Annotated in this window: 8 protein-coding genes; all 8 read left to right on the top strand. The window is 68.5% G+C overall.

All coding sequences use genetic code 11. The annotated features are described in order from the left end of the window. Positions 1–188 precede the first annotated feature (188 nt). The 8 genes from PIQ37_RS05370 to PIQ37_RS05335 all read left to right on the top strand — a co-directional run bounded on the left by PIQ37_RS05370 (position 189) and on the right by PIQ37_RS05335 (position 12,328). Entirely contained in the window at positions 189–632 is a 444-nt protein-coding gene (locus PIQ37_RS05370) for a hypothetical protein (protein WP_342072673.1), read from the top strand. Continuing rightward, positions 629–2,836, top strand: coding sequence for a methyl-accepting chemotaxis protein (locus tag PIQ37_RS05365; protein WP_342072672.1), 2,208 nt, complete (start codon positions 629–631; stop codon positions 2,834–2,836). The genes PIQ37_RS05370 and PIQ37_RS05365 overlap by 4 nt, the downstream gene beginning before the upstream one ends. 60 nt (positions 2,837–2,896) lie before the next feature. Then, positions 2,897–3,679, top strand: coding sequence for a flagellar brake protein (locus tag PIQ37_RS05360; protein ID WP_342072671.1), 783 nt, complete (start codon positions 2,897–2,899; stop codon positions 3,677–3,679). A gap of 122 nt (positions 3,680–3,801) precedes the next feature. Then, positions 3,802–4,296: a chemotaxis protein CheW gene (locus PIQ37_RS05355; protein ID WP_017910573.1), complete on the top strand. Its 495-nt coding sequence runs from the start codon at positions 3,802–3,804 to the stop codon at positions 4,294–4,296. A gap of 182 nt (positions 4,297–4,478) precedes the next feature. Next, a complete protein-coding gene (locus PIQ37_RS05350; protein ID WP_026143867.1) occupies positions 4,479–4,859 on the top strand; it encodes a hypothetical protein in 381 nt (126 codons plus the stop codon). Positions 4,860–4,961: 102 nt separating this feature from the next. Beyond that, the gene (locus PIQ37_RS05345; RefSeq protein ID WP_342072670.1) at positions 4,962–7,346 is read left to right on the top strand and encodes a methyl-accepting chemotaxis protein; all 2,385 of its coding nucleotides are present in this window, start codon (positions 4,962–4,964) and stop codon (positions 7,344–7,346) included. A gap of 169 nt (positions 7,347–7,515) precedes the next feature. Further along, positions 7,516–9,741, top strand: a complete 2,226-nt coding sequence (locus PIQ37_RS05340) for a methyl-accepting chemotaxis protein (protein ID WP_342072669.1) — start codon at positions 7,516–7,518, stop codon at positions 9,739–9,741. A 361-nt stretch (positions 9,742–10,102) separates the two neighbouring features. After that, on the top strand, positions 10,103–12,328 hold the full coding sequence (locus PIQ37_RS05335) for a methyl-accepting chemotaxis protein (protein ID WP_342072668.1): 2,226 nt from the start codon (positions 10,103–10,105) through the stop codon (positions 12,326–12,328). Positions 12,329–12,422: the final 94 nt, after the last annotated feature.

Here is a 12,422-nt window from a genome sequence, read left to right as displayed (position 1 = left end):
CGAAAACCCCACACTAGTTTCGTTACTACTGTGTGAAATGTGATGAACACCACCTTAAGGATCGATAGGCGCTGTCGATAACGTGAACAGCCGGTGAGTGCCGGCGTCGCGCTGGCCGGTTTCCAATGCAGCCACTATCCACCACGACGCACCGTTGGGGAGCTTTCACCCACCTGCCATGGGGGCTGTTGCTGCTGGCGCTCTGGAGCATCTGGGCGGCAAGCCAACTGGTGGCGCTCGCCAGCCCGCCGCCGGCCGACAGCGCCGAGGCCATTCGCGCGCGCCTGCTGGCCTTTGCGCCCGCCATCGACGCTGCCGACGGGCAGCCCGTGGCGTTCCGCCTGCGCGTGGCTGGCTGCGACTGCGCCGCGCCTGCGGCGCCCGCACTTCCAGGGATGCGCAGCGTGGACCTGCGCGAGCGGCTGGCGCCGCCGTCCCTGCCCTATGCACTGATCGTCTTCGATGCGCAGTCCCGCCTGATCTATGCCGGCCCGGCACAGCTGGCCGGATGCGGCACGTCCATCGCCGCCGCGTCGCTGCTGCCGCGGCTGCTCGCCACCGGCGGCGCGTCGCCGCTGATCTCTCCCGCCCAGTGCGGATGTCCCACCGACTCCAAGGAATCCCTCTCATGAGCGCCTCGCCTACCCAAGGCAGCTTTCTCGTCGGCAACGAGCGCTACGTCTACCTGCAGAAACTGGCGGCGCAGGCCGACCGGCTGTTCGTCGTTGTCGCGGTCCTGGCCACCCTCGCCAGCCTGGCCGCCGCCTGGCATCAGGGCGCGTGGACGCCGTGGCTGGCGGTCAGCCTGCCGACCCTGGCCGTCATTGCCCTGCAGGTGAAGCTGTATCCGGGCAGCCTGCTGAGCCGCTGCACCGTGGCCCTGGGCCTGATGGTGCTGGCCGCGGCGCTGATCCAGCAGGCCGGCGGCATGATCGAAGTGCACTTCGGCGTCATCCTGCTGATCGCGCTGCTGCTGTACTACCGCGACTGGCGGCCGATCATGGTCGCGGCCGCCGCGATCGCCGTGCATCACGTGCTGTTCTTCTGGCTGCAGCACCGCGGCCTGCCGGTGCGGGTGTTCACCGCCGAGGCCGGGATCGGCATCCTGGCGATCCATGCGCTGTACGTGGCGGTGGAGGCGGCGATCCTGGTGCCGATGGCGGTGCAGATGCGCCGGCAATTGCTGGACGTGGGCCACGACCCGCACGCCCTGGCCCAGGCCGCGCGCGCCATCGCCCAGCAACAGCCGCTGTCGGCCGCGATCCGCGAGCTGGACCTGCCGGAAGGCTCCATCGCCCACACCCTGGTGGAGGCCAACGCGCAGCTGCTGCGCAGCCGCGAGCAGGACGGCGAGGCCCAGCGCGAGACCCAGCGCATCCGCAGCGCACTGGACGACGTCACCACCAACGTGATGATCGCCGATGCCGACCGCCGCATCGTCTACGTCAACCGCCCGCTGCTGCAGATGCTCAGCGAGGTGCAGGACGACCTGCGCCGCGACCTGCCGCAGTTCGATGCCAGCGCATTGCTGGGCAAGACCATCGACGTGTTCCACCGCCATCCCGAGCACCAGGCGCGCATGCTCGCCGAGCTGAAGGGCACGCACCGCGCGCAGATCCGCGTCGGCGGCCACACCATGCGCCTGATCGTCAATCCGGTCACCGACGCCGCCGGCAACCGCCTGGGCTTCGTGGTGGAATGGGCCGACCGCACCGACGAAGTGGCTGTGGAAGAGGAGATCGCCGACATCGTGCGTGGCGCGGTCGCCGGCGACCTCGGCGGACGCATCCGCCTGGACGACAAGCACGGCTTCCTGCTGCAGTTGGGCGAGCAGATCAACGCCATGCTCGCCGCCGGCGCCTCCGGCCTGGGCCACATCCAGCAGATGCTGCGCGCGCTGGCCGAGGGCGACCTGTCGCGGCGCATCGACGCCGACCTGCAGGGCGTGTACGCGAACATGAAGGACGATGCCAACGCCACCGCCGAGCAGCTGTCGGCGATCGTGCGCCAGATCCAGGGCGCCTCGGACGCGATCAACACCGCCGCCGGCGAGATCGCCGCCGGCAACGACGACCTGTCGCGCCGCACCGAGCAGCAGGCCGCCAGCCTGGAGGAAACCGCCGCCTCGATGGAGGAGCTGACCTCCACCGTGAAGCAGAACGCCGAGCATGCGCACCAGGCCAACCAGTTGGCGGTCGGCGCCGCGGCGGTCGCCTCGCAAGGCGGCAGCGTGGTCGGCAAGGTGGTCACCACGATGAGCGGCATCGAAGCCTCGTCGAAGAAGATCGCCGACATCATCAGCGTCATCGACGGCATCGCCTTCCAGACCAACATCCTGGCGCTCAACGCCGCGGTCGAGGCCGCGCGTGCCGGCGAGCAGGGCCGTGGCTTCGCCGTGGTCGCCAGCGAGGTGCGCGTGCTGGCGCAGCGTTCGTCCAACGCCGCCAAGGAGATCAAGGACCTGATCGACGATTCGGTGACCCGTGTGGCCGAAGGCTCGGCCCTGGTCGACCAGGCCGGCCGCACCATGCAGGACATCGTGACCTCGGTCCAGCGCGTCACCGACATCATGCGCGACATCGCCTCGGCCTCGCAGGAACAGTCCGCCGGCATCGAGCAGGTCAACCAGACCGTCGTGCAGATGGACGAGGCGACCCAGCAGAATGCCGCCCTGGTCGAGGAAGCCAGCGCCAGCGCCCGCTCGATGGAACACGAGGCGGGCGAACTGGCACGGGCCGTGGCATCCTTCACCCTGGAGCAGCGCCCGCCGTCGAGCGCGGTCGCCACTGGCGGCAACGTGCAGCCGGTCTACAAAAAAGTCCAGCTCAGCCGATAGCATGCGTGGGGCGGCCCGACGCGGTGCCGCCCCACCCACCTCCAGTACCCACTCTCCACCATGGCCGAAGGCACTCCCAGCGACTCCCCTGTCCCGACTTCGTCGGAAGAAGAAGTGGAGGACGACCGTTTCCTGCTGACCAAGCCGCGACAGATCCGCCAGCTGCTGCAGTCGCTGATCCAGCAGCGTTCGCAGGTCAGCGCGCACGTGGGCGGTCGCGACCAGGCCTTCTCGACCGCGTTGCTGGAGCTGGACGAGGACAGCGTGCTGCTGGACCTGAGCGTCAACGAGGCCTCCAACCGCGCCGCCGAGCAGGCCGAGTACCTGCTGTGCTTCGCCCAGCTGGACAAGGTGCGGGTGCGTTTCCGCATCGAAAGCCCGCAGCGAACCGACGACAACGGCCAGCCGGGCCTGCGCGCCGCCCTGCCGGAATCGCTGTACTACCTGCAGCGGCGCGAGCATTTCCGGCTGGAAACCCCGATCACCGATTCGCCGTCGTGCGTGCTGCGCATCGACGACGATGCCGGCCAGGTCGACCTGAAGCTGCGCGTGGTGGACATCAGCGGCGGCGGCCTGGCGGTGGCGCTGGTACAGGGCCAGCCGATGCCGCAGCTGCAGCAGAGCTATCCGAACTGCGTGCTGCAGCTGCCCGATGCCGACGCCATCCGGCTGACCCTGCAGGTCTGCAACATGTATGTCTCCAAGCTCGCCAACGGCCAGGACATCCTGCGCGTGGGCATGCGCTTCCACGACCTGCCGCGCGGTGCCGACGCGGCGATCCAGCGCTACGTGTTCCGCATCGAGCGCCAGCGCAGCGCCCGCAAGAGCGGCGTGCTTTCCTGAACGCCGCGAGCGGTCGGCCGATCCAGGTCTAAAGTTCGCCGTGGCCGCGCCGATCTAGCATCAGAGTCGCGCTTTCCCACCCACGCCACCACCCGCAATCCCGTGCGCACCAGGAGCACACGATGAACGACAAGACCACCTCCAACTCCGACGCCACCGGCGGCGAATTCCTCAGCTTCACCCTCGGCGAAGAACACTACGGCGTGGATATCCTCAAGGTGCAGGAAATCCGCGGCTACGACTCGGTCACCCGGGTCCCGGACGCCCCCGAGTACATCAAGGGCGTGATCAACCTGCGCGGCACCATCGTGCCGGTGATCGACCTGCGCCTGAAGCTGCGCCTGAAGGAAGCGCGCTACGACGCCTTCACCGTGATGATCGTGCTCAACGTCGAGAACCGCGTGGTCGGCATCGTGGTGGACAGCGTCTCCGACGTGATCCCGCTGAACGAAGAGCAGATCCGCCCGACCCCCGAGTTCGGCGCCGCGGTCGACACCCGCTTCATCTCGGGCATCGGCACCCAGGACGACAAGATGTTGATCCTGCTGGATATCGAGACCCTGCTCGACAGCGCCGAGTTCGGCCAGCAGCACGCCCACGTCGACGAAGCCGCCTGACCCCCGGCCGCTGCGGCGGCCGCCCGGCTGTAGACGAAACCCGCCGCAAGGCGGGTTTTTATTTGAAATGCGAACTGTTTATCACTTGTGCGAATCAAGTTAACCGGTTTCACGCCGATAGCTGAAGAGTGGCCGGCATCACACGGCCCTCACTTCAGCCCCCGTCCCCAAGGAGTCGTTCCATGAAACCGAGCTTTCCCATGCTGCTGGTCCTGCTGCTCGCCGCCAGCCCCAGCACCTTCGCCCAGTCCCAGCAGATGATCCCGCCGGAGATGGCCACCCGTTTCGTCGGCAAGGACGGCATGGTCTGCGGCAAGGTCGAGAAAGCCAAGTACGCGCAGAATTCCGAAGGCGAGCCGACCTTCCTGTACATGGGCGGCATGTTCCCGCGCCACACCTTCTCCGCCCGCATCGCCGGCGCCGACCGCAGCAAGTTCGGCTTCGCCCCGGAAACCCTGGAAGGCAAGGACGTGTGCGTGATCGGCAAGATCGAGCGGGACAGCTCGCGCGCCGAAATCCAGGTTAGCGCGCCGTCCAGCCTGAAGCTGGCGACCATCAAGTAAGCCATTGCGCCGCCGTGCTGGACCCGTGCACACGGTCCGGCACGGCGGCGTTTGCCGTTTTTTGCCCCTTGTCGCCCCCTCCGAATTACGGGAAACGCGCTCATGCAGTGGATTAAAGATCTCAAGGTGATGCCCAAACTGATGCTGGCGTTCGGCGTCGTGCTGGCATTGATGCTGATCCAGGGCGTTGCCGCCTATCGCGGTCTGCACTCGCTCAATGGCGTGGCCAGCAATGTGTCGGCGCAAGTGGTGCCGAGCGTGCGCACCGGCGGCGAGATGCGCGGCATCCTCGGCGAATATCGCAATTCCGCCTACCAGAGCCTGATCCGCAGCAGCGATGCGCTGAAGAAGGAATCGGCCGCACGCAAGGTTGCGCTGAAGAAGCAGATGGACCAGATCCTGGCCCAGTACCCGCCCAAGATCGGCAGCCCGCAGGAAAAGACCATCTACGAACGTCTGGTCGCCGACTGGAAGAAGGCCAGCGCCTCCTACCAGTCCGTCGACGAGATGCTGCAGCTCGACCTGCACGACGACGCTATCGACACCTTCACCGGCGAGACCCGCACCCTGCACAACAAGGTGGTGGACGACGTCGTCGCCCTGATCGCCGAGAACGACCGCCAGGCCAAGGCCGCGGCCGATGCCGCCAGCGGTACCTACAGCAAAGCGTCGGCGACCCTGCTGATCTGCCTGCTGATCGGCCTCGGCGCAGCGGTCAGCCTGGCCTTCCTGTTCGGGCGGATGCTCGCCAACAGCGTGCGCGATGCGGTCAAGGTGGCCAGCGACGTCGCCGCCGGCAAGCTCGACGGGCATATCGACGCCAACAGCAAGGACGAGATCGGCGAGCTGATGCAGGCGCTCAAGCGCATGCAGCAGGACCTGCGCGGGCGCATCGAGCGCGACGCCGCGGTCGCCGCCGAGAACCTGCGCATCCGCACCGCGCTGGACAACTCCTCGACCGGCATGTTCATCGTCGACCTGGACTACAACATCGTCTACGCCAACCCGTCGATGCAGGGCCTCACCGACAAGTACGCCGAGCAGATCCACTCGGTGGCGCCGGCCTTCGACTCGAGCCTGCCGCTGGTCGGCTCGCCGGTGACGGTGCTGGAGTACGGCAACCAGCACGATCCCAAGACCCTGGCGGAGCTGGAAAAGAAGGGGGTGATGGAACGCGAGATGGCCTACGTCGACGCGCGCGTCGCCCAGACCATCACCGCCATCCGCGACCAGCACGGCACGCACATCGGCTTTGTCTGCGAATCGCGCGACCGTACCCTGGAAGCGCAGGTCGAGCAGGAAGTGGCCAAGATCGTGCGCGAGGCCGCCGCGGGCGACCTCAGCGGGCGCGTCGGCATCGAAGGCAAGCACGGCTTCTTCCTGCAGCTGGCGCAGCAGCTCAATGGCCTGCTGCAGGCCAACGGCGACAGCATCGGCCAAGTGTCCAGGCTGCTGACCGCGCTGTCGCAGGGCGACCTCACCGCGCGCATGCATGGCGATTTCCAGGGCGTGTTCGCGACCATGCGCGACGACGCCAACGCCACCGCCGAGCAGCTGGCGGCCATCGTCGGCCGCATCCAGCAGGCGGCCAACGCGATCAATGCCGCCGCCGGCGAGATCGCTGCCGGCAACGACGACCTGTCGCGCCGTACCGAGCAGCAGGCGGCGAATCTGGAAGAGACCGCCGCCTCGATGGAGGAACTGACCTCCACCGTGCGCCAGAACGCCGAGCACGCGCGCCAGGCCAATCAGTTGGCCGGCGGCGCCGCCACGGTCGCCTCGCAGGGCGGCAGTGTGGTCGGCCAGGTGGTGCAGACCATGAGCGGGATCGAGGCGTCCTCGAAGAAGATCGCCGACATCATCAGCGTCATCGACGGCATCGCCTTCCAGACCAACATCCTGGCCTTGAATGCGGCAGTGGAAGCGGCGCGTGCCGGCGAGCAGGGCCGTGGCTTCGCCGTCGTCGCCAGCGAAGTGCGTACCCTCGCCCAGCGCTCGGCCAACGCCGCCAAGGAGATCAAGGGCCTGATCGACGCCTCGGTGAGCCAGGTGGCCAACGGCTCGACCCTGGTGCGCCAGGCCGGCCAGACCATGACCGAAATCGTCGCCTCGGTGCAGCGCGTCACCGACATCATGGGCGAGATCGCCGCCGCCTCGCAGGAGCAGTCGGCCGGCATCGAGCAGGTCAACCAGACCGTCACCCAGATGGACGAGACCACCCAGCAGAACGCCGCGCTGGTCGAAGAAGCCACCGCCGCCGCCCGTTCGATGGAAGAACAGGCCGGCCAGCTGATCGAGGCCGTGTCGATCTTCCGCGTCGAGCAGTCGGCGCAGGCCAGCGCGGTCCACGCGCCGCAGGCCGTGTCCGCGCCGCGGCCGGCAGCGCCGGCGAAGAAGCCTGCGGCCGTCGCCTCCGCCAAGCCGGCGGCGGTGCGTGCCCGCAAGGTCGAGCCGGCACTGGCCGATTCGGACTGGCAGGAGTTCTGAGACAGGCCCGGCCTGTCGTTGCATCACCCCATCCCCGGCCCGCGCGCCGGGGATTTTTTTGACCGCCGCGCCAGCGCGAGGATTGTCTACGAATCGGTCGCGCCGCGCGCTCAATTTCCCCGTTCCCGGAGCCGTTAAACCTTTGGGAACCTTTCCAAGGACCAGGTCGATGTCGTCTCGCTCGTTGCTCACCCGCCTCTCGGATCTGCCGCTGCGCCGCAAGTTCCTCTGGCAGACCTTGTTGCTGGGTGCCGGCATCGTCCTGCTGGCGGTGATTGCCGCGCGCATGCAGTACCTGGACATCCGCAACACGCGCGAGCAGGCACTGAAGAGCCAGATCGAGCTGGCGCTGGGCGTGGTGCGCGCCTATGCGGCCGAGGTGGACAAGGGCAGCATGCCGCTGGCCGAGGCGCAGCGCACCGCCCTGCGCACCCTGGAATCGATGCGCGCCCGCGACGGCGTGGACTACTTCTACGTGCACGACCTGCACCCGACCATGCTGATGCACCCCACCCGCCACGACCTGGTCGGCAAGGACATCGGCCAGGTGCTCAGCGCCGACGGCAAGCCGATCTTCCGCGAGTTCGTGAAGGTGGCCGAGGCCGGCGGCGGCTATGTCGACTACCTGTGGCCCAAGCCCGGCAACGCCACGCCGGTGGAGAAGGTCTCCTACAACGCCGCATTCGCGCCCTGGCACTGGGTGATCGGCACCGGCGTGTACATGGACGACGTGCAGGCGCAGGCGCTGATCTTCACGGGCGTGATGACCCTGGCCGGCGGCGTGCTGGTGCTGCTCACCTTCGGCATCAACTGGCTGATCGGCAGTTCGGTGCTGCGGCCGGTATCGCGCAGCCTGGAGGCGATCCGCGCGGTGTCGCGCGGCGACCTCAGCGTGCGCATCGACAACCCCGGCCGCGACGAGACCGGCGAGATGCTGCGCGCCACCGGCGAGATGATCCGGATGCTGGAGCGCTTCTCCAGCGAGACCGCGCAGATGGCGGTGCTGCATGCCGACAAGGACATGTCCCACCGCATGCCGGAGGATTTCCCCGGCGTGTACGGCGACCTGGCCGCCAGCATCAACCGCATGATGTTCGAGCACCTGGACGCGATCGTCGACGCCATCGCGGTGCTCAACGAATACGCCAACGGCGACCTGCGCCGCGACGCCCGCCGCCTGCCCGGCAGCCGTGCCGTGCTGCACGAATCGATGGACGCGGCCAAGGCCAGCCTGCTGGCGATCAACACCGAGATCAAGCGCCTGGCCGCTGCAGCCGCCGCCGGCGACTTCAGCGTGCGCGGCGACGCCGGCCGGTTCCAGCACGACTTCCGGCTGATGGTGCAGGACCTCAACGCGATGATGGAGGTCAGCGACCGCAACCTCGGCAAGCTGTCGACGCTGCTGCAGGCCATCGCCGCCGGCGACCTGAGCGCGCGCATGCACGGCGACTTCCACGGCGTGTTCGCGCGGATGCGCGAGGATGCCAATACCACCGCCGACCAGCTCGCCGACATCGTCGGCCGCATCCAGACCGCGGCGCGCAGCATCCACGGCGCCACCACCGAACTGGCCGCCGGCAACGACGACCTGTCGCGCCGCACCGAACAACAGGCGGCCAACCTGGAGGAGACCGCGGCCTCGATGGAGGAGCTGACCTCCACCGTCAAGCAGAACGCCGAGCACGCCCGCCAGGCCAACCAGCTCGCCACCGGCGCCGCCACGGTGGCCTCGCAGGGCGGCCAGGTGGTCGGCCAGGTGGTCACCACCATGAACGGGATCGAGGCTTCGTCGAAGAAGATCGCCGACATCATCGGCGTCATCGACGGCATCGCCTTCCAGACCAACATCCTGGCACTCAATGCCGCGGTGGAAGCCGCCCGCGCCGGCGAACAGGGCCGCGGCTTCGCCGTGGTCGCCACCGAGGTGCGCACCCTCGCCCAGCGCTCGGCCAACGCCGCCAAGGAGATCAAGACGCTGATCGACGAGTCGGTCGGCCGCGTGAACGAAGGTTCTGCCCTGGTCGACCAGGCCGGTCGCACCATGCAGGAGATCGTCGCCTCGGTGCAGCGGGTGACCGACATCATCGGCGAGATCGCCGCGGCCTCGCAGGAGCAGTCGATGGGCATCGAGCAGGTCAGCCGCACCGTGGCGCAGATGGACCAGGCGATCCAGCAGAACGTCGCCGTGGTCGAGGAAGCCAGCGCCTCGGCGCGGGCGCTGGAAGACCAGGGCCGCCGGCTCGGCGAGGCGGCGGCGGTGTTCCGGCTGGACCCGGCGCAGGCCGGCGCGAACGGCGGCGCAGGCCCCACGCCCGCGGCCCCCGCACGCGGTGCGGCGCGGCAGGCGCCGCTGCGGCTGGTGCGCACGGCAGCCCCGACCATCGAGGCCGATTGAGCGGCCATACCGTTGCGATAGAAACAATCACGCACGACACGCCGATTCGCACCACGGCGCGGTTCAAGCTATCGCCGCGCTAGTCGATATCAGGATCACGCTTCGTGGTCCGCGCATGTCACCGCCGGATCACCACCGCGACCGTTCAGGGAGCACGTGATGCCCAGCCGCCGACATCCGCCATCGTCCAACCTCCCGTCGCGGCGCCGCGGCGCCGCACGCGCGCCCCTGTTCGGCATGGGCTCCCGCCCGCCTGCGAGCGCCGCCACTGGCGCGGCGCTGCCCTCGCCGCGCTTCGTCTTCGCCGGCTGACCGCCGGCCGCCCTGCCTTTTTCAACCCGCTGCTGCACATGGAATGCCCATGAACGTACTTGCGCACCTGAAAATCCGCGACAAGCTGATCTTCGCCTTCGCCGTGACCACGCTGCTGACGGTGGTGCTGGGGGGCTTTACCTACTCCCGGACCAACCTGTCCATCGCCGAGCTCAAGCACATCCAGCACGATTGGGTGCCGGCGACCCAGGCCCTGGCCGAGGTGCGCGCGCAACTGGGCGAATTCCGGACCTACGAACTGGCGCAACTGTCGCGCGCCGGCGATTCCCAGGCCCAGGCCGACTACTTCAAGCGCATGCAGAAGGTGCGCACGGAGGTGGCGAAGAACCAGCAGGTCATCGCCGCGATGATGCGCGACCAGAAGCAGGTGCAGATGTACGCCGGCGTGCAGGAGACGCTGAAGGCCTACCTGCAGGCCAACACCGAGATGGGTGCGGCGCTGCGCGCCGGCGACGTGGCGGGCGCACAGAAGATCTCCGACACCCAGTCGCGGACGCTGCGCCGGACCCTGTTCGAGCGCATCGTGGCGCTGACCCAGTACAACGTCGCCGAACTGAACCGGGAGATGGACCGCGCCGACAGCCAGCTGTCCAACACCAAGACCCTGATCGTGACGCTGCTCGGGCTGGCCGTGCTGTTCGCCAGCGTCACCGCCTGGCTGATCGCGCGCGGGATGGCGCGCCAGCTGCACGCGGCCAAGCGCCTGTCGCAGGCGGTGGCGCGCGGCGAACTGGAGGGCGCCACCTATCCGCACGGCAAGGACGAGATCGGCGAGCTGATGGACGACATGCTGATCATGCGCTCGCGCATCCACAGCGTGATCCGCGCGCAGGACGAGATGGCACGGCAGCACGCGTGCGGCACCATCAGCTACCGCATGGACGAGAACGCCTTCCCCGGCGAGTACGGGCAGATGGTCAAGGGCACCAACGAGCTGGTGGCCTCGCACATCGCGGTGAAGATGCGCCTGCTGCAGATCATCCAGCGCTATGCGATCGGCGACCTGTCCGAGGACATGGACCGCCTGCCCGGCGAGAAGGCCGTGCTCACCGAAACCATGGACATGGCCAAGCAGAACCTGACCGCGATGAGCGAGCAGATCAAGCAGCTGGCGGAGGCGGCCGCGGCCGGCGCCTTCGGCACGCGCGGCGACCCGGAACGTTTCCAGTACGGGTTCCGGCTGATGGTGCAGGACCTCAACGCGATGATGGAGGTCAGCGACCGCAACCTGGGCGAGCTGTCCACGCTGCTGCGGGCCATCGCCGCCGGCGACCTGACCGCGCGCATGCACGGCGAGTTCCATGGCGTGTTCGGTCGCATGCGCGACGACGCCAACGCCACCGCCGCACAGCTGGCGGCGATCGTCGGCCGCATCCATGCCGCCGCCGCCAACATCAATGTCGCCTCAACCGAGATCGCCAGCGGCAACGGCGACCTGTCGCGCCGCACCGAGCAGCAGGCGGCCAGCCTGGAGCGCACCGCCGCCTCGATGGAGGAGCTGACCTCCACCGTCAAGCAGAACGCCGAGTACGCACGCCAGGCCAATCAGCTCGCGGCCGGCGCCGCCGCGGTGGCCTCGCAGGGCGGCGACGTGGTCGGCCAGGTGGTCACCACCATGAACGGGATCGAGGCCTCGTCGAAGAAGATCGCCGACATCATCGGCGTGATCGACGGCATCGCCTTCCAGACCAACATCCTGGCGCTCAACGCGGCCGTCGAGGCCGCGCGCGCCGGCGATCAGGGCCGTGGCTTCGCCGTGGTCGCCACCGAGGTGCGCACCCTCGCCCAGCGTTCGGCCAACGCCGCCAAGGAGATCAAGACGCTGATCGACGAGTCGGTCGGCCGCGTCGCCGAAGGCTCGGCCCTGGTCGACCAGGCCGGCCACACCATGAGCGAGATCGTGACCTCGGTGCGCCGCGTCACCGACATCATGGGCGAGATCGCCGCTGCCTCGCAGGAGCAGTCCGCCGGCATCGAGCAGGTCAACCAGACCGTGGTGCAGATGGACGAGAGCACCCAGCAAAACGCCGCCCTGGTGGAAGAAGCCACCGCCGCGGCGCGCTCGATGGAGGAACAGGCCGGCCAGTTGGGCGCGGCCATCGCCGCCTTCAAGCTGGACACCTATCACGGCGCGGCCGCCAACGCGCCGACGGCGCAAGCCGTGCCGGCCCCGGCCCGCGCCAGGCCGCGTGCGGCAGCGCGCCCGCGCCCCGCCAGCGCCGCCGCCAGCGAGGCCCAGTGGCAGGAGTTCTGAGCGCCCACGCCACCGCCGGCGGTCTTTCCTGACTGCCAGCTGTCAATTTCGTCCGTTCCCGGCCGATAACCCGATTGACCGACCATCGCTGCGC

It is taken from the genome of Xanthomonas protegens, from assembly GCF_038442435.1.
GTDB classification, from domain to species: Bacteria; Pseudomonadota; Gammaproteobacteria; order Xanthomonadales; family Xanthomonadaceae; genus Xanthomonas_A; species Xanthomonas_A sontii.
The sequence above is the reverse complement of the archived record's forward strand: the minus strand, read 5'-3'. Positions and strand labels throughout refer to the sequence as shown.